Here is a 19,921-nt window from a genome sequence, read left to right on the forward strand (position 1 = left end):
TTATACAAACTTATTTATGAAAAAAATCTTTTTACAACTTCATCTTGTAATTTTTGTCCAGAGAAGTGTGATCTTTGCACAAGTTCCCAAAAATATCTGTATGTAGCTCTATCATGTAACTCACCATCATACTGTATTGGTCCCCACTCAGCATCTTGTGCTTTTATTAAAATATTTTGTGCATCTTCAAGCTCAGTAAAGTCTGGTTTCATAGCATCTACAATAGCCTGAATTTGTGTTGGATAAATTGACCACATTCTCATAAATCCAAACTCATTTCTTGCTCTTTCTGCATCTTTATATGTTTGATAAGGATTTTTTAAATCAAGTGTTACATTATGACAAGGTATAACATGATTTTGAATTGCTGCTTGACAAACTCTAGCTTTTGCTGCACCAATTAATCTATGGTCAAATTGACCTGGACTTCTCATATTAATTGCAGGAATTGCTCCTTGGTATCCAGAAACAAAATCCATTAATCCAAAATCTAATACTTGTAACCAAGGTAATGTTGCAATTTTTTCAACATCATTTAATGCCCCATGAGTTTCAATTAAAACGTGAATTGGGATCTCTTTGCTTATTCCAGCTTCTTTACATTTTGCTTGAATATACTCAATTTGTGTTTTTGCATCTTCATAACAAGTAGATTTTGGTAATGTAATATATGCTAATTTTTCTCCTGCTCCTGGTACTAAAATATCAACATCTTGTCTCCAATCAGCATGAGAATGGTCATGAATTCTAACTCCAGCCATAGAGTATGGATTAGCATCTGAATTAACTACTCTTACTATCATATTTGCATGTTCAACTTCTTTTCCAGTCTCTGCTCCATCTTCGCAGTCACAAGTAATATCAAAAACTGGTCCTAATTTTTTTTGCATTTCAAAAGCTTTTAAAATTAGTTTTTCACTTCCTGCAAAGTGCTCACAAGAAGGTATAACTGGTAAAGATTTTCCTGATTCAAATAGTGCTTCATTTGGATGTGTCATAATATTTTCCTCTCTTTATAATTATTATTTTTGTTTTTTTGGAATAACTACTGTGTAGTCTAAATCTAATACAACTTCTTTTAAATATTTTCCATTTTCATCAAAAGTTGTTTCAATTTCTTCAGGTCTTTTATTTTTTAACCCAACAGTTCTTAATCTTAATAATCCTAAATCTTCTCTTTCATGATTAATAGTCTCTATTACTTCTGTAAAAGCATAGATTGTATCTCCTGCAAATGTTGGATTTGCGTGAGCTCCACTATTAATAGAGTAAATCCATTGTGCATTTTGTAATCCATTAAAAGAAATACTTCTTGCAATAGAAATTACATGTCCTCCATACATAAGTCTTTGTTGCATTGGAGTGCTTTTCATCATAAAATCATCAAAATGAACTTTTGCGTTATTTTGATAAAGTTTAGTTGCTAAAGTATGGTCACTATCATCAATAGTAATACCCTCTGCATGGTTTAATCTTTCTCCTGCAATATAATCTTCAAAAAAATATTTTCCACCAGTAGCATCAATATTTATATTTGATAAAAATGGTATATTAATCTCTTTTGCAATTGGTTGAACTTTTGCAAAAGTTGGAACTTGATTTATTCCTGATGTTTCATTATGATTCTTTTTATGTACCATAACCCATCTTTTTAGGTTTAATACTTCTTCATTATTTTGGTTATAACCAATTGAATGTACATAAACAACACCACTTTTCCCATTTGAGTTCTCTTTTAACCCAATTACTTCAGTTTCTAGTCTTACAGTATCTCCTGTAAATACAGGGTTTGGAAAAGAAACTTCTGCATATCCTAAATTTGCAATTGCATTTAAAGAAATATCTTGAACTGATTTTCCAAATGTTAAGTGAAACATTAGTAAATCATCAAGAGGTTTCTTTTTATAACCCATCTCTTGAGCTAAAATATCAGATGAATGTAAAGCAAATCTACTTCCTGTTAGGGCGATGTAAAAAGATACATCCCCATCTGTAATTGTTCTTGGAAGTGGATGAACTATTTTTTGTCCGATTGTAAAATCTTCAAAAAAGTTTCCTAAATTAATTTTAGACAAAATAGCCTCCTTATTTACCAAATAGGTTTTGACCTAATGATTTATATGTTTCATAAAGAGCTATTTTCTTTTTAGCCCATTTAATTCTAGAACTATCAATTAATTTATTATTATAAATAATTACTTCTCTACCATCTTTTGCTGCTTCTTCATATTTAGCAATCATCTCTTCATAATCAGTTACTTCACTTTGTTTTGGAGTGAAAATATCATTGATATATTCAATTTGTACTGGATGAATTAGTGATTTACCATCAAATCCTAAGTTATATGCATCTTTAGTTGAGTCTTCACAAGCAAACTCATCATGTACATCATAATATGGTCCATCAATAACTATCTTACCATAGGCTTTTGCAGCAAGGGCAATTTGCGATAGATAGTTAAACATAGCTTTTGAACCTTTTTTAATATCAATTTGAAGTCTATTTGCTAGTTTATTTGAACCTGCAACTACAACTTCAACTCTAGAACTAGCACTACAAATATCTTGAATATTTAAAACAGAAAGAGGTGTTTCAATCATAATCATTAAAGTTAAATTAGGATTAACTTCATCAATAATTCTAACTGCTTCTAAAACATCTTCTTTTGTCTCAATTTTAGAGAATAATAAACCATCAATTTCTATATCTCTTGCTAATTGTAAATCTTTTTGTAAATCTTCTGTTCCAAGGTTATTAATTCTTAAAACCCTTTCTGAATCACCGAATTTAGAACCTTCTTCTTTATAAAAAGTTCTTAAAACTTCTCTTCCTACATCTCTTTGCTCTTGTAAAATTGCTTCAAAATCAAAGATTACAGTATCTGCTAAAACTGTTTTAGCTTTTTCTACATTATTTCTATTATAAGAAGGGATAAAAAGCATAGATCTTCTAGCTTTATATTCAGTTATCTCTTCTCCTTCTTCTTTTGCATGCTCTAAATCGTGAAGATTTTTTACTAATTGTTTTCTAAGAACTTTTCCATTTTTTGTTCTTGGATAATCTTTCATAGTAAAGATTCTCTTTGGAGCTTTATATTTTGCTAAGTTAGCTTGAGAAAATGTTAAAACTTCTTCTTCTTGCTCTTTTGTTAATTCATTATGACCAATTACAGCAATAGCCACTAAAGTCTTCTCTTTTTCTATTTCTAAACCAAAAGCAACACAATCAGCTACTAAAGGATGAGTTTTTACAACTCTTTCAATTTCATGTGGAGATACTCTAAATCCGAAAGTATTGATAATATCATCTTTTCTACCAATAAACCAAATATATCCATCTTTATCTTTTTTAGCATAATCTCCTGTGAAGAAATATCCATCGTGTCTAGCTTTAGCTGTTTCATCTTCAAGTTGCCAATACTCTAAGAATAATCCTGGATCATCTTCTCCTATACAAATCATCCCTTCTTCTTCCACTCCAACTTCTTCTAAAGTTTCAGGATTAAGAAGTTTTACAATATGTCCTGGTTGAACAAATCCTGCACTTCCAGGTCTAATTGGATTATTAACAGAGTGAGAAATATAATAAGAACATTCACTCATTCCAATTGCTTCAAAAATATCTTGTTTAAATCTATCTCTCCATGCTTCAATCATCTCAGTAGATAGATGCTCTCCCGCACTCATACAATATCTTAAACTTGGACAATCATTTAATGTAAAATCAGTTTTTTGAATAATTTGTCTATAAATTGTTGGAACACCAATAAATATAGTACATTCATGTTTTTTAATTAAGTTAATCCAAGTAGAAGCATCATTTGCTCCTTCATAAGCAATAACTGTATGACCATTATATAATGGATCCATTAATGCAGAACCTAATACATATGTCCAGTTAAACTTACCAGAGTGCATAATCCTATCATTCTTTTTAAAATTAAACCAATATTCAGTAGCAGGAGTTCTTCCAACTAATGATCTATGAGAATGTAAAACACCTTTTGGATACCCTGTAGTTCCTGATGTATAAACTAAATATGCAGGCTCACCTGATTTTGAGTTATAATGATTTGGTGTTTTATCAGTATTTGCTAAAATATCATTTAAAGCATATACATTTATACCTTTTGGCTTTTTAAAACCTTCAATACTATCTGTTGCTGCAACAATAATAGTTTTTAAATTATCTATATTTTCTAGATATGGAACTAAATTCTCATACATAGAAGCAGATAAAACAATGGCACTTGCTTGTGAATCTTCAGCAAGATATTTAACTTCTGAACCACTTAAAAGTGTAGAAGTAGGAACAGCAATAATTCCAGCTTTAATTGCACCAAAAAATGAAATAGGGTAAGCTAAAGAGTTTTTTAAACATACTAAAACTCTATCTCTTGCTTCTAACCCAATACTAGTAAGGAAATTACAAATTTGGTCTGATTTCTCTGATAACTCTTTATAAGTTATTGTATCAGTTCCTAATTTATCATCTTCAATAATCATAGCAGTGTTGTTTTCATTTTCTGTTCCTAGATGAGCAGAAGTACAAGCAACACCAATATTTAAAAATTCTGGTACTTCAATTTTAATTGTTGAACTCATAATATTAACTCCTTACTAAATTTGACCATATGGCCAGTTTTCTCTAAATGTATGAATTGGCATTCTATTTAATACATTTAATGCAAATTCTTGATGTTCTGGGCTTAGGCTTCTTAAAGCATAAGCTCTTAAAATATTTTGTAATGCTTTTCCAAACATTGGTGGATCTAACATCTCACCTTCATATCTAATCGCACCACTTAATAAAGCATCTGCTTCAATTGCTGCTTTTAATACTGCAACATCATGTTCAATTTCATTTGGACTTGGAGTAAATGCAACTTTACATACATTAATATGATTAGGTGTAATTACTTGTTTTCCTGTAAGTCCCATTGCACACTCTTTTCTTGCGTGAGCATATACATGTCTTGATGCTTCATCTCCATGTAAATCTAACCATCTTCTAATATCTTTTTTCTCTACACATGAATCAGGTAATGAGTTTGGTGTTAATAAAACTTCAACCCCACCAATAACTCCTGCACCTTTAATTCTTGCTTCCATAGTAAGAATATTAAAAAATGTTTTTAACTCATCTATCCAACCCTCTGGCGTAATTTTATAAGCCATTGCTTTAGAAAAGTCATGAATTCCAAATACTACATGTTTTACCGTTGAATAATCCATTAAATCTGATGCAATTTGAAGTGATTTTGGATGCTCAATAATTGGTTGAATTGTTAAATTAGCATTAATAGAAACTAACCAAGAAGATAAGTCTCTAATCTCAGCATCTCCATAAACCTCTCCAGCTTTTGCTAAAACAATTACATCTATATATTTATGAATTTGTTTTAACATTTTTAAATCCTCTTCATACTCTTCAGTTCTAAAAGGATTTATTCTAACTGCAATTTGAAAATCTCTTTGTGGGAACTTTGGAAGTTCTTGAATAAGAAGTTCTCTACTCATTGCTTTTTGTCTACAACCATCTTCTAAGTCAAAAAGTACAGTATGTGCTTTTGTCTTATATGCATGTTTTTGTAATCTTAATTTTGCTTGTTCCATACTTTCATATGTACCATCTAATGGATTGAACTTAATTGGGGGATAGTATATTTGAATACCTGGCCAGTACCCACCTAGCACTGGCGTTAAGTCATCATTTGCTGTTAATTTTGATAAATCTAAATGTGATGATGTCATAACTTTACCTTTTTGTTTTTATTATTTTTAACTTATTCTAAAAAACATTTTATTAGGTGGATCGCACCTAATAAAATTTGAGATTTTACAGGGTTTCTGTAATATGGAAATGCAATTTATCCATACATAAAATAAACCATAACATAATTTTTACATATAATAAAAAATTTAAGAAAATATTTATAATTCTTGTAGAAACCATAAAATAAGCCTTGTAGAGTTTTTAAAAAAAATAGTTTCACAATGTGAGAAAAATATTTTTTATCCTCTCATATACTAAAATAAAAATTTCAAAAAAAATTAGAAAATTTTAAAAAAATCTATGTTTTTTAGTAACACTAGGTATTTTTAGCTCTAAATTTTATTTAACTAAAAGCTTGGTAATATATCAAAAATCAAAAAAGAGAGTAGGGTGCAACAACAACAAAAACAAAATAAATCTTTATCAAAAGGCTTATGTGTATTAAAAGAGGTGATGACAAGCAATAAACCTCTTACAGCTAATGCACTTTGTCAAAAATTACAAATTGATAAAAGTACAATGTCAAGATTAATTACTACACTAATGAATGAGAATTTTTTAGAGTATAAGGATAATACAAAAGAGATAATTTTAAGTGATATTGTAAGAAAAATAGTTTATAAAGATGATAGAGAAAAAATAGTTCAAAAAACTCAAGGTTTATTAGATGAAATCTTTTATTTAACTGATGAGTGTTCATATATTGGTATTTTTGATAACAATGCTGTTTTATATTTAAATCAAGTAGATAAATCAAAAAGAGTTTTAAAAACAAGAAATTCCGTAGGACTTCATGCTCCAATTCATACAAATGCCTTTGGAAAAGCTATTTTAGCTTTTAATGAAAAAATTGATTTAAATACAATTGATTTGAAAAAATATACCACAAATACAATTACAAGTATTACAAAACTAACTAAAGAATTAGAGTTAATAAAAGAAAGAGGTTATGCTATTGGAATAGAAGAGCATGAGTTTGGTTTATGTTCTGTGGCTGTTCCTTATTTTAATAATAAAGGAGAGTTTATTGGAACAGTGGGAGTTTCTGGACTTTCTGTTAGAATGAATGAAGCAAAACTTCATGAATATGGACAAAAGATTTTTGCATTGGTGAACCCATCTTTAAAATAGATGGGTTAGGTATATTGTTTTGTTATTTCTTCAACTACTTTAAATACATTTTCAACAGATTTTATACTTACTTGCTCTTTTTTAGAGTGGGGAAAATTTATAGTAGGTCCAATAGAAGCAACTTTAATATTTGGAAATTTATCTTTAAAAATTGCACATTCTAAACCTGCATGAATTGCCTCTAAAGAAGCATTTTCATTATGTTTTTTATAAATAGTATGAACTATTGTAGTAAAGTCATTTATATCTGGTTTCCAAGCTGGATATTTTCCATTTGTTGTAACTTCAAAATTAAAATTACTTAATAAAGCTTTTGTCTCTTCTTTTAGTGTTTTTAATTCATAATTATCCATTGATCTTGCACTTAGTTCAATTTCTACACAATCAATAGTTGTTTTTATTCGAGCTAAATTAATAGAATCTCTTACTACATTTAAAGTTTTATCATATGCTCTAATACCATTTGCAAAAGTATAAATAAACTCAATAATTTTTTCATCTAAAATATTTAAATGTTCACTTTTTGTATTTATCTTTTCTATTTTCATATTTTCATGGCAAGCAGTTGGTTGTTGTTTTGCTGCAATTATTGCTTTTGCATTTGCAGGAATTGAGTTAATTCTTTCTCCCCCATTTATATCTAAAAGTTTTCCTTCGCACTCTTTAACAGTTTTCGCTAATAATTTTAAAGCATTTGGAATATTTTTATCTATATCAACTCCACTATGTCCACCTTGTAAATTTGAAATAGTAATTTCATATAGTTCAAGATTTTCATTATTTGCAACTATTTTTCTATTAAAGTTTTTTCCAAAAATATCAACTCCACCTGCACAGCCAATACAAATTTCACCTTCTTCTTCACTATCTAAATTTAGCATATATTGGGCATTTAATTTAAGTTCTAAATTATTTGCACCTATTAGTCCTATTTCTTCATCACTTGTAAAAAGGTATTCACAATCATAACCTTGACTCATTAAATACAACATATAAGCACAACCAATTCCATTGTCACTTCCTAGTGTTGAATTTTCAGCTTTTAGTAAATCTGCTTCTTGAACAATAATTGGCACACAATTATCACTTAAGCAAACAATATCATAATGACTTTGGAAACTTAATTTTGCATTTGAAATTGCTTTTTTACATAAAATATTATTATATTTATCAACTAAACATAAAAAATCATATTTTAAAGCATACTCTTTCATATAGTTAATAAAAGGCTTATGTGTTCCACTACATCTAGGAATAGTTGTTATTTCTTTAAAGATTTCAATTATATTATTCACTATACTTCCTCTTTATATTTTGGCGATTATATCAATTTTTAATTTAATTCAATACCATTTTTTTAATAATATTCTTTTAGCATATAAAATATCATTTTTTTATTCTCTTCAAAGGTATTGGTTTTAAAAAACTCTAAAGTTAAAAATATATGTGGAATAAAAGTTTATATATTTTTTATTTATATACAAATGTAAAAATAAAAAATAACTAAAAACTAACTGATAATTAAGAAATTATTGAAAAAATAATCAAAAAAAGATATACTTTTAACTTTAAAAAATAAGTAAAAATTAAGAAGGTTCTCATTGCAGTTAAAAAATTATTTATTTGAAGATTTAGAAAATTTAGAAAAATATATAAAAAATGAGATTTTTCAGTTTTTGCAAAAAGAGATTTTTATACAACTATTTTTGTCAAATACAAACTCAATACAATTAAAAAATATTTTAACTAGTTTAAAAACCTTACTTCCAAATTGTAAAATAGTTGGTTCTTCAACTAAAAATATTATTAATAATTCAACTAGACAAAAAGATAAATTACTAATTAGTTTTTCAATTTTTGATAAAACAAAAGTTAGGACAATTTATACTAATAATTTTGAAAATTCAAATGCGATAAAGCTTTCTAAAGAGTTTATAACAAATGAAACTAAAGCTATTTTAGTTTTTAATTGTAAAAGAGAAAATAAGATAGAAAGCTTTTTAGATGGCTTTAATTTTAATTTAAAAAATCAAGTTTTAGTGGGTGGAAATGCTACTTCTTTTAACTCTTCTAGTAAAGCTTTTTTAATAGAAGATACAAATATTTATGAAGAAGGCATAGTTTTAGTTGCCCTTGATTCAAAAGATTTAATAGTTTCAACAAATCATATTTTCAACTGGTCAAAAGTTGGAAAAGAGATGACTATTACAAAGTTAGAAGATAATAAAGTTTATGAAATAGATAATATTCCTATTTTAGAGCTTTATAAAAAATATTTTGGTGATGAAATAGATTTTAATTTAACAGGTTCACTTATCTCTTTTCCTTTAGTTAAAGAAATAGATGGAATTGATATAGCTAGAAGTATAATTAGTGTAGAAGAGGATAATAGTTTTATTTATGCAGGAGAGTTAAAAGTTGGAGATAAAGTAAGATTTGCACTAGGTAATCTTGATGAGATTTATAATAACTCTTTAAACTTACAAAAAGAATTAAGTACTCAACCAATAGAAGCTATATATGTATATACTTGCAAAGAAAGAAACTATTTTTTATCTGAACAATTGGATATTGAATTAAAAGCTATCTCTCAAGTTGCAAATACAGCTGGTCTTTTTACAAGAGGTGAGTTTTATAAAATATCTAATAATATTGTTCAAATGAATATTACAACAACTCTTTTAACTTTAAGTGAATCTACTGAAATTAAAAATTTTAAACCTTTAGAAACAAAATATAAAAAATACTCTTCTTTAAAAGCTTTAATAAATCTTGTAAATAAAGTACAAGAAGAACTTGATGAAAATATTAACTATTTAAATCAATATAAAAATGCAATTGATAAACAAACAATAGTTTCAAAAACAACTCCACAAGGCATAATTACAGAAGTAAATAGTAAGTTTTGTGAAATTTCTGGATATAGTAAAGAAGAATTACTTGGTAAGCCACATAATATTGTAAGGCATCCTGAATTTCCTAAAGAGAATTTTTTTAAGATGTGGGAAACCATAAAAAATAAAGAGGTTTTTCAAGGAATAATTAAAAATATGGCAAAAGATGGAAAGTCTTATTTTGTTGATACAGTAATTAAACCTATTTTGGATAAAAATGGCAATATTGTTGAGTATTTAGGTCTAAGACATGATATTACAGCTTTTATGAATCAAAAGATTCAATTAAAAGAAGAACTTAAAACTTTAGTTAATCCTTTTTTAGCAATTGTAAAAATTGAAGATTATAAGTTATTAAAAGATTTTTATGATGATGAGATAATTCATCAAATAGAAGATAAGTTTTCCCTTGAAATTTTAAATTTTTTACCTTCTAAATCTGGATATGAAAAAGTGTATGTGTTAGGTGAAGGTTCATATGCTTTTATTAAAGATTTAGATAATAATAGTAAAGCTCAAATTGAATATGAAATTGCTTTATTAAAAAAGTTTCAAACAAATGTTAAATATGCAACTTTAGATTTTATTAATTTTGAGTTTGATATTAGCGTAATAATTAGTGTAAGTAATGCTTTAAAAAATACATATAAAGAGGCAAAACTAGGAATAGAGAAACTAAATAAAACTAAAAAAGATTTTATTTATGCTCAAGATTTAAGTATTAACTTAAATGAAATTGCCAAAAATAATATTGAAACTATTAAGATGATTAAAAAGGCGATTTTAACAAATAATATAACTTCTTATTTTCAGCCAATATACAATAATAAAACAAAGCAAATTGAAAAATATGAATCTTTAGTTAGATTAATAGATAATCAAGGAAAAATTATCTCTCCATATTTTTTTATTGATATTGCAAAAAAAGGAAGATACTATAAACAAATTACAAATATTGTAATAGATAACTCTTTTAATGCAATGAAAAAGCTGCAAAAAGCAGTTACTATAAATCTATCTATTATTGATATTGAAGATGAACATTTAAGAAATAAAATCTATAATAATTTAGCTTCAATTGGAAGTTTAGCTCAAAATGTAACTTTTGAACTTTTAGAAGATGAAAATGTAAGAGATTTTTCAATTGTAAAAGAGTTTATTCATAAAGTTAAAACTTATGGAGTAAATATTGCTATTGATGATTTTGGTTCTGGATACTCAAATTTTGAAAGATTATTGGATTTTGAACCAACTATTTTAAAAATTGATGGTTCACTTATTAAAAATATTTTAACAGATAGTTTTAGTAGAAATATAGTAGAAGCTATTATTTTATTTGCTAAAAAAGAGAAATTAAAAACAGTTGCAGAATTTGTTTCTTCTAAAGAGATTTTTGATTTAGTAAATGAACTTGATATTGATTATTCTCAAGGTTACTATATTTCTGAACCTAAAGCTTTATTAGACTTAATATAAAAAAAGGTTAAGAGTTAAACTCTTAACCTTTTTGATTTTCCACATGACAAACAGTATCTTTTAAATCTCTATTTTTATATGCTAATGCAATAGTTACAAAAACAAGTGCCGTTGTAACATATGCCCACATAGGAATTGGTACAGGGTCACCTGTAGCATATGAGTGCATTCCTGATAAATAGAAGTTTACTCCTAAATATGTCATTAAAATAGAAGAGAAACCAACTAAAGAAGCTGTTGCAAAAGCATATGGTGTATTTAGTTTTTTTACAAATCTCATATGAATAATAAATGTATAAACTACAATTGAAACATAAGACCAAGTCTCTTTTGGATCCCATCCCCAATATCTTCCCCATGATTCATTTGCCCAAACTCCACCTAAGAAGTTTCCTATTGTAATCGCAGCTAAACCTATAATTAAAGAGATTTCATTAATAGCTGTGATATGTCTAATAATTTCATCTAAATGAGGTCTATTTTTTCTAAAAATAAACATAATTAAAGCCATAAATCCAAGAATTGCTGATAATCCAAAGAAACCATATGAAGCAGTTAAAACTGAAACATGAATTGTTAGCCAATATGATTTTAAAACTGGAACTAAATTTGTAATTTGTGGGTCTATATTTGTTAGGTGTGCAGTAAACATAAAAATACCTGCAACTATAACAGACGCACTTAAAGCAAGTAATGATTTTCTAAAGAAAATAACTCCTGCAAATACAGCAGACCATGAGATATATAATAATGACTCATAAGTATTTGACCAAGGTGCATGCCCTGAAACTACCCATCTAAATCCCATTCCAAATGTATGAACAGCAAATAATAGAGCTAATATGGCAAAAAATAGTTTTGTAGTTTTTTCAGGTTTGATTTTTGGGTTAAATACAACTATAAAAGCAACAATTAACATAATAAACCCTACAAGTACATATGCAAGAGTTAATTTAAAGAAAATATCTAATTTATTAAATGTAATTTCATTATTAATTTGTGTTTTACTAGGAATAATATTTGAACCAACTTTTTCTTGATATATTTGTATCATATCAATAAATTTATTTGCTTCTTCATATTTTTCTTCAATAACAGAATTAACAAAACCTCTTATCATTGTTTCAACTGCCTCTTTATTTTTACCCATAAAAAATTGAAAAGCATCTAAAGGGTTATACCAAGTATTATTATCATCAATTCTTCCATCGTGAACTCTTGGGAAGATTCTAAATAAATCTGCATTAAAAACCATATATGCAACATTTAATTTTTCATCTAAGCTTAAAATATCTTTTTCAAATGTTCCTCTTTCAGTCGGTTTTGTAAGAGAGGCTTTTTGTGCTTCTTCTTGTAAAATATATTTACCTTCTTTTGTAAAAACCTCTGTAAAAGAGATATATTTTCTTGATTCTTCAACACCTAATAGTTTTTTTAATTTTGGAGTTTTAATTTTTATCATCTTTACATGTCTCCAAATCTCAGGTCTAGTAATCATTCCTAGAATAATTTGATTTGGTTGCATTCCAAACATACTATTAGCAGAAGATAATTTATGTAAAATCTCTCTATTTAAAGTATCAATAGGCTTCATTCTTCCACCATTACTTTGCGTAATTAAGTGTGAAAATTTTTGGGCTGTTAGTTTTGAATCCTCTTTAAAAGCATTCATATAGTTTAAAACCATATCTGTTGGATTTTTTACCACATTAACTTGCTCTTGCGCTTTTAAATCAGTTGTAGTTGCAAATGCCATAAAACAGGCAACAGCAAAAGAAGCTATACTTTTATTACTAACAAATTTAGATAATTTCCAAAATCTACTTTTTTTATCAAATAAATTCCAAATAAGACCTAAAGTTAATAAAAAATATCCAAGATAAGTTGGCCATTTCCCTGGGTCATTGTTTACTGACAAAATAGTTCCTTTTTCATCTGGGAAATATGAACTTTGGAAAAATAAAAAGTTTCCTTCAAATAAAGTTCTATTCATAAAAATTCTATAATCATAGCTTTTCCCATCTTTTTTTATAATAGTTACTTCTGAAGCATAAGAAGAAGGTGCCATACTTCCTGGGTATCTTTCAAGTTGAAAATCTCTTAATTTAATACTAAAAGGTAGCTCTAAAATTTTAGAACCATACTCAAGTGTTACTATTGTATCTCCAAAATCTTCTACTTTAACAACCCCTTGCTGACCTCTTTTCCCTGGAAGTTTTATAGTTTTTGTTTCTCCATTTACAGTAACATCAACTATTAATATTCCCATAGATGAACTATCTTTTTTTACATATTTATAATCATTATATTTAATATTTAATACTTTATTATTGTATTTAATATTATGGTCAAAATTATTAGCTAGTGTAACTAAACCTGCAAAAAACTTTTCAGAAAAATGCTCAATTTCTTGCCCATAAATAGTATTTGCAAACTCTTTTTGAAACTCTTTATAATAAGTTGCATCTTGTTGCTGAATTTTTACTTGTAAATAAGGCTCTAGTGAGATCATTCTATTTTCAGTTTGACCTTCTGGTATTTGAATAATTCCTTCATATCCAATATATCTAGTCATAGCTGCGCCAATTAGAATAACTACAAATGAAGAGTGAAAGATAAACCTTGCAGGATGTTTCCACATTTTATATTTATATATAATACCACCTAAGTTAATAGTTGTTAAAACTAAAATTGCTTCATACCAAAGGTTATTATATACTAAAACTCTTGCTGTTGAAGTTCCATAATCATTCTCTATGAAAGTTGCAATTCCTGCACCAATTGCTAAAATTGCAAGAAGTACTAATGTAGTCTTAAAGGAGAATAAGACATCTATAACTTTTTTCAAAGTTCATCCTTTTTAGTCATAATATAATATTTATTATACTTTTTTTAGTGTGAATTTTATGTGTAGTTATTTGATAAAACTCATAAGGCCAAATTATATCAAACAACTATTTTATCTTTAGTTATTTCAAAGAATTTTTTAACAAAATTCACAATATAATTGCGCTATGAATATAGAAGAATTAAAACAAGAAAAATATAAATGTTTAGAATGGAAAAATGTTAAACCTTGGTATGAGCAATTAAAACTTGCTTTTGAAATAAAAAAAGATAATCTTGAAATCTCTTATGAAGATTGGTTTAGTGTGGGAAAAAAAGAGGATTTAACACAAGAAGAACATAAGCTGATTTTACAAACAGCTAAAAAGTTAATTCCTTGGAGAAAAGGTCCTTTTAATTTATTTGGATTAAAAATAGATAGTGAATGGCAAAGTAATATAAAATATAATCTAATTAGACCATATTTTAATTTAAAAGATAAAGTTGTTGCTGATATTGGGTGCAATAATGGTTATTATATGTTTAGAATGTTAGAAGATAAACCTAAAAGATTAATAGGTTTTGACCCAAGTCCTTTAACTATGCTTCAATTTGATTTTATTAATCATTTTGTTAAATCAGATATTATTTATGAAAAACTTGGAGTTGAACATTTAGAAGCCTACAATCATAAATTTGATTTTATTTTTATGTTAGGGGTTTTATATCATAGACCAGACCCTGTTGGATGTTTAAAATCTCTTGCAAAAGGTTTAAATGAAAATGGAGAGATTTTAATAGATACTTTTATGATAGATGGAGAACAAGAGGTTGCTTTAACTCCAAATAGTAGATATTCTAAAATACCAAATATCTATTTTATTCCTACTGTTCCTGCTTTGAAAAATTGGCTAAATAGAGCAGGGTTTGAAGAGATTGAAGTTTTAGCTATTACTACAACAACAAATGAAGAACAAAGAAAAACATCTTGGTCTTTTGATCAAAGCTTAGAAGATTTTTTAGATAAAGATGACCCAACTAAAACAGTTGAAGGTTATCCCGCACCTAAAAGGGTATATGTAAAAGCAAGAAAGAAGAACTAAAAAAGATCAATAGTATCTTCTTCTTGTAAATCTTTAAAATAAAATAATTGACTTCTTCCTCTATTTTTTGCTTCATATAAAGCAATATCTGCATTTTTAATCGTAAGGTCAATAGATTTTTCATCACTATATGTATAAACATCATATCCAATACAAATAGTCTTTTTTAAAATTTGTTCAGGTTTTGTTACAACTTTTACACCAACTTGTGCAAAATCATCAATAATTCTTTTACAAATATTAATAATTTCACTTTCATTAGAAGTGCTTAAAACTGAGATTAAGAACTCATCTCCTGTTAATCTTGCAACTAAATCAAATTCAGAAATATTAGCATGGATAACTTTTGCAAGTTCTATTAAAACTCTATCTCCTATATCATAATCAAACTCATCAATTACAGCTTTAAAATGGTCTATTCCTACCATTAGAAAAAATATTTGTTTATACTCTTTCCCTGAAAGAACTATTTGTTTATTTAAAGTTTGAATTAAATAATGTCTATTATATACATTTGTAACAGAATCTAAAGATTGAGACTCTATATAATTTTTCTTAATTATTCCATTTTGAATAATAGGAGAAATTTGAAAAAATGCTGATTCAATAATTGTATATTTATTATTGATTTCATCAAAGTGTTCTTTTGTACTTGCACAAAAAGATACTAAAGCATTTAGATTTGTATGTGTATTTATTACAAAGAAAAATGACAGATTATCATCTAAATAAAAAGAATTTCCTTTTACTAAAATATCCTCTTTTATATTTTTTTCCAAATCAAATAAAGATATATTAACATTATCTATTTTGTAAGTATTATGAAGCCAATTATAAATATCTCCTGCCATTTGTTTAATATCAGAAGCATATTGTAGTTGGTCATATAGTGTAAAAATATCTTCTAATGCTTTATAATCTTCTTCATTTGTTGCAGACGATCTTATTAAATTTAATATATTTTTTCTCAAAACAACTCCTAAAATAGGTCTATTGTATGCATTTGTGTATCATTGAACACAAAATATTTACTTCTACCTTGATTTCTTGCCTCATATAATGCATTATCTGAAGTTCTTAAAATTTCATCAATGTTTTCTGCATTATCTGGAAATAGTGAAATACCAATACAAATTGTTTTCATTAAAGTTTGATTTGTATTTTCATTAACTAAAACTTTTTCTTCCCCAAATAAAGTAATTAGTTTTTCTGCAATCATTATTGCATTTTCTTCATTCCCTATATTTTGTAAAACTACTAAAAACTCATCCCCATCCACTCTTACAACAATATCAGAACTTCTTACAGTATGCTTTAATAATTTTGCCAAAGCAATTAATACTTTATCACCGATTTTATAATCAAATTCATCAATTACAGCTTTAAATTTATCAATTCCAATTTTTAAAAAAGCTACTTTTTTATTTTCTCTTCTTGATAAAGCTAAAATATTATCTAAATATGTTTCTAAATATTTTCTATTATACAAACCTGTAATTTGATCTTTTAATGATAACTCTTTTATACAATCCTCTAAATATTTATTATATAAAGTTTGAGAAATTATATCAAAAGTTGTAATTAAGCCTTCATAATTTTTTTCTAATTTACTTAAATGCTGTGTATTATTACAAAATATAATATAATTAATTTTTACATTTTGACTTAGTTCTACAAAATATTGTAATTTTAAGCTTTCTTCAAATATTCCATTTTCTGTTTCATATATACAGTCATTATAATTGTTTGTAATATCACAAAATTCAATTTTTATATTTTCAACTTCATATGTATTATGTAAAGATATTGCTAAATATTTTAAAGACTCTTTAAATACTTTTATAATTTTTTTATCTTCATTTATTGAAAAATCTCCATGGGAAGAATCTTTTTGTTTATCTTCTATTATTTGTTTAAAAGAGTTGATCATTATATTACTCATTTATAACCTCTATTATAGATAATTTAACCAGTTTTTTAAAGAGTCTTTCTCTTGAAATAAAGAGGTATTAGACCCATGACCTGGATAGATTCTTATATTTTTTTCCCATTTTAAAATTTTATTAATGCTTTTTTTCATATCACTTGGATTTGAAAATGGAAAATCGCATCTACCAATTGAATTTTGGAAAATAAAATCTCCTGAAAAAAGAGCATCTTCTATTTGTATTGCTGAACAGCCAGGAGTATGTCCTGGGAAATGATGAAATTTTACTTTTATTCCATCAAAATCAAACTCTTGGTCTGGTTCAACTAAAATATCTGCATAAGAAGGAGTCATACCAAAACTGTATGGGTCTTTCTCTAACATAAAGTTATCGTCTTTTGGACAATAAATTTTTAAATCTAATTCTTTACTTAATTGAGCATTTGACCAAACATGATCAAAATGTCCATGAGTATTTAAAATAGCAAGAGGATTGCTTACATTTTGTTTTACCCATAACGTTGCGCCAACACCAGGATCTATTATCAATTCCTTATTATTTATTTTAACAATATAACAATTAGTCTGATAATCTCCCATTGGTTGTTTAAGTATTTCCATTATTTTAAACCTTACTTAGATAAAATTCATAAAATTTTCATTATATATAAATATTATAACAATTTAGAGGTAAAATGTGGATTATTTTCAGCAGTTAGAAGAGATTTTATTGGCAAAAGAGCCTAAAAAAAAGTTTGAATTGTTTAAAAAGTTTTATAAAGTGTTCAAAGTGTCACAAATTGACTTTACTAACAACTATAAAGTTTGTGATTTAATTAAGCCTTCTTATGATGGCTTATTAAATGTTATCTTACCTAAAGATGTAAAGACTAGGAAATATTTTGATACAAAAGAGGGAAAAATATCTCTTTTACATACAATTGCACATATTGAATATAGTGCAATTGATTTGGCTTTAGATGCTGCTTTAAGATTTAAAGGTTTGCCAAGACAATATTATGAAGATTGGTTAGAAGTAGCTGAAGATGAGATTAGACACTTTTTGATGATTGAAGAACTTTTGACTCAATTAGGTGCAAAATATGGGGATTTAGAAGTACATACAAATCTTTTTGAAGCTATGAAAAATACACAAACACTTCTAAGTAGAATGGCTGTAGTTCCTCGATATTTAGAAGCAAATGGTTTAGAGCAAAACCCAAAAATTATGGAAAAATTAAAATCAAATCCAGATAAATTTAATCAAAAAATATTAGCTGCTTTAAATATAATTTTAGAAGAAGAAATCACTCATGTAACTAAAGGTGATAAGTGGTTTAAATATGAGTGTGAAAGACAAAATTTACAGCCACAAAAAACTTATTTTCAAATTTTAGAAGAGGTTTATCCTGGATGTACAAATAAAAAATATGAACTAAATTTTGAAGCTAGAAAGCAAGCGGGATTTTCTTGTGATGAGTTAAAGTTTTTATCAAAAAAAAGTGATTGTATATAAGTTTTAAAAGAAAAATCTTTTAAAACTTACTATTTGGAATAGGGTAGTTTTCAACTACGAAATCAATATCTTTATCACCTCTACCACTTAAACTTACTAAAATAGTTTTATCATTTGGTAAAGTTTTTGCTAATTTCATAGCAAACCCAACTGCATGTGCAGATTCAAGTGCAGGAATTATACCTTCTAGTTGTGATAATTTATAAAAAGCATCAACTGCTTCATTATCATCACAAAGTCCAACTTTTGTTCTACCTTCAGTTTTTAAAAAGGCATGTTCTGGTCCAACTGAAGGATAGTCTATACCACTTCCAATAGAATATACAGGTGCAGGTTCTCCATTTTTATCTTTTAACATAATAGAGTTAAATCCATGCATAACTCCCTCTTCACCATATGTTAAAGAAGCAGAGTGTTCACCTATTTTTTGCCCCTTACCTAAAGGTTCAACTCCATAAAGTTCCACTTCTTTATTTTCTATAAATCCAGCAAAAATTCCCATAGCATTACTTCCTCCACCAACACAAGCAACTACATTGTCTGGAAGTTTGTTTTCATGCTCTAAAAATTGTTCTTTTGCTTCAAATCCAATAACACTTTGAAAATCTCTTACCATCATAGGAAAGGGATGAGGCCCCACAACAGAACCTATACAATAAATAGAGTTTTTTGTATCATTTAAATATGCTTCAAAAGCACTATCAACTGCCTCTTTTAATGTTTTTAAACCATGAGTTGCAGGAACTACTTTTGCTCCTAAAATTTTCATTCTAATAACATTTGGATGTTCTTTTTTTATATCAACTTCACCCATATGAATTTCACATTCTAATCCAAAATATGCTGCCGCTGTTGCAAGTGCAACTCCATGTTGTCCTGCTCCTGTTTCTGCAATTACTTTTTTCTTCCCTAAGTGCTTAGCTAAGATTACCTCAGCCATACAGTGGTTTAATTTATGAGCACCAGTATGATTTAAATCTTCTCTTTTTAAATAAATTTTAGCACCATTACAATGTTTAGTAAGATTTTTTGCAAAACTAATAGGTGTTGGTCTTCCTTGATAGTGTTTTCTTACATATTTTAAATCTTCAATAAATTGTTTAGAATTTTTTATTTCTTCATATGCTTTTTTTATCTCTTCAAAAGGTTGCACTAGTTGTGGGGGGATAAAAGAACCTCCAAATTTTCCAAAAAAACCTTTTTCATCTGGATAAGATTCTAAGTATGGTTTGTTCATCTATTTCTCTCTTATGTTATTTTTAAGGCAAATAT

General features: G+C 27.0%; 14 protein-coding genes. 4 read left to right on the plus strand and 10 right to left on the minus strand.

Going from position 1 to position 19,921, the window contains the following annotated elements:
• Positions 1 to 14: 14 nt before the first annotated feature.
• The 4 genes from AMYT_RS06840 to AMYT_RS06855 are packed head-to-tail and all read right to left on the minus strand — an operon-like array spanning position 15 to position 5,754.
• On the minus strand, positions 15 to 998 hold the full coding sequence (locus AMYT_RS06840) for an HpcH/HpaI aldolase/citrate lyase family protein (protein WP_114841807.1): 984 nt from the start codon (positions 996 to 998) through the stop codon (positions 15 to 17).
• A gap of 24 nt (positions 999 to 1,022) precedes the next feature.
• The gene (locus AMYT_RS06845) at positions 1,023 to 2,075 is read right to left on the minus strand and encodes a MaoC family dehydratase (RefSeq protein ID WP_114841808.1); all 1,053 of its coding nucleotides are present in this window, start codon (positions 2,073 to 2,075) and stop codon (positions 1,023 to 1,025) included.
• 10 nt (positions 2,076 to 2,085) lie between these two features.
• Positions 2,086 to 4,605: an aldolase/citrate lyase family protein gene (locus AMYT_RS06850; RefSeq protein WP_114841809.1), complete on the minus strand. Its 2,520-nt coding sequence runs from the start codon at positions 4,603 to 4,605 to the stop codon at positions 2,086 to 2,088.
• A gap of 15 nt (positions 4,606 to 4,620) precedes the next feature.
• The gene (locus AMYT_RS06855) at positions 4,621 to 5,754 is read right to left on the minus strand and encodes an HpcH/HpaI aldolase/citrate lyase family protein (RefSeq protein ID WP_114841810.1); all 1,134 of its coding nucleotides are present in this window, start codon (positions 5,752 to 5,754) and stop codon (positions 4,621 to 4,623) included.
• A 412-nt stretch (positions 5,755 to 6,166) separates the two neighbouring features.
• On the opposite strand from AMYT_RS06855, the gene AMYT_RS06860 reads away from it, so the two are divergent.
• Positions 6,167 to 6,907 carry an IclR family transcriptional regulator gene (locus AMYT_RS06860; protein WP_114841811.1) on the plus strand — a complete coding sequence of 247 codons (741 nt, stop codon included), beginning with the start codon at positions 6,167 to 6,169 and terminating at the stop codon, positions 6,905 to 6,907.
• Between the two features lie 5 nt (positions 6,908 to 6,912).
• On the opposite strand, the gene AMYT_RS06865 is transcribed toward AMYT_RS06860, so the two are convergent.
• The gene (locus tag AMYT_RS06865) at positions 6,913 to 8,202 is read right to left on the minus strand and encodes a zinc-binding metallopeptidase family protein (RefSeq protein ID WP_114841812.1); all 1,290 of its coding nucleotides are present in this window, start codon (positions 8,200 to 8,202) and stop codon (positions 6,913 to 6,915) included.
• A gap of 306 nt (positions 8,203 to 8,508) precedes the next feature.
• Here AMYT_RS06865 and AMYT_RS06870 point away from each other — a divergent pair, with 306 nt between their 5' ends.
• Positions 8,509 to 11,277, plus strand: coding sequence for a sensor domain-containing phosphodiesterase (locus AMYT_RS06870; RefSeq protein ID WP_114841813.1), 2,769 nt, complete (start codon positions 8,509 to 8,511; stop codon positions 11,275 to 11,277).
• Positions 11,278 to 11,299: 22 nt separating this feature from the next.
• Here AMYT_RS06870 and ccsA read toward each other — a convergent pair whose 3' ends face one another.
• Positions 11,300 to 14,125: a cytochrome c biogenesis protein CcsA gene (gene ccsA, locus AMYT_RS06875; protein ID WP_114841814.1), complete on the minus strand. Its 2,826-nt coding sequence runs from the start codon at positions 14,123 to 14,125 to the stop codon at positions 11,300 to 11,302.
• Positions 14,126 to 14,291: 166 nt separating this feature from the next.
• On the opposite strand from ccsA, the gene cmoB reads away from it, so the two are divergent.
• Positions 14,292 to 15,206, plus strand: a complete 915-nt coding sequence (gene cmoB / locus AMYT_RS06880; RefSeq protein ID WP_114841815.1) for a tRNA 5-methoxyuridine(34)/uridine 5-oxyacetic acid(34) synthase CmoB — start codon at positions 14,292 to 14,294, stop codon at positions 15,204 to 15,206.
• On the opposite strand, the gene AMYT_RS06885 is transcribed toward cmoB, so the two are convergent.
• Genes AMYT_RS06885 through AMYT_RS06895 form a run of 3 tightly spaced genes read right to left on the minus strand, consistent with a single transcriptional unit; the run spans position 15,203 to position 17,754 of the window.
• Positions 15,203 to 16,177 (minus strand): GGDEF domain-containing protein, encoded by a 975-nt coding sequence (locus AMYT_RS06885; RefSeq protein ID WP_114841816.1) that lies wholly within the window; start codon positions 16,175 to 16,177, stop codon positions 15,203 to 15,205. The genes cmoB and AMYT_RS06885 overlap by 4 nt on opposite strands.
• Positions 16,178 to 16,185: 8 nt before the next feature.
• The gene (locus AMYT_RS06890) at positions 16,186 to 17,148 is read right to left on the minus strand and encodes a GGDEF domain-containing protein (RefSeq protein WP_191287689.1); all 963 of its coding nucleotides are present in this window, start codon (positions 17,146 to 17,148) and stop codon (positions 16,186 to 16,188) included.
• 12 nt (positions 17,149 to 17,160) lie between these two features.
• Positions 17,161 to 17,754, minus strand: a complete 594-nt coding sequence (locus AMYT_RS06895; protein WP_114841817.1) for an MBL fold metallo-hydrolase — start codon at positions 17,752 to 17,754, stop codon at positions 17,161 to 17,163.
• A gap of 76 nt (positions 17,755 to 17,830) precedes the next feature.
• On the opposite strand from AMYT_RS06895, the gene AMYT_RS06900 reads away from it, so the two are divergent.
• Positions 17,831 to 18,649 carry a ferritin-like domain-containing protein gene (locus AMYT_RS06900; protein WP_114841818.1) on the plus strand — a complete coding sequence of 273 codons (819 nt, stop codon included), beginning with the start codon at positions 17,831 to 17,833 and terminating at the stop codon, positions 18,647 to 18,649.
• Between the two features lie 19 nt (positions 18,650 to 18,668).
• Here AMYT_RS06900 and trpB read toward each other — a convergent pair whose 3' ends face one another.
• Positions 18,669 to 19,886, minus strand: coding sequence for a tryptophan synthase subunit beta (gene trpB / locus AMYT_RS06905; protein ID WP_114841819.1), 1,218 nt, complete (start codon positions 19,884 to 19,886; stop codon positions 18,669 to 18,671).
• Between the last annotated feature and the right edge of the window lie 35 nt (positions 19,887 to 19,921).

This window comes from Malaciobacter mytili LMG 24559 (genome assembly GCF_003346775.1).
In the GTDB taxonomy this organism is placed as follows: Bacteria; Campylobacterota; Campylobacteria; order Campylobacterales; family Arcobacteraceae; genus Malaciobacter; species Malaciobacter mytili.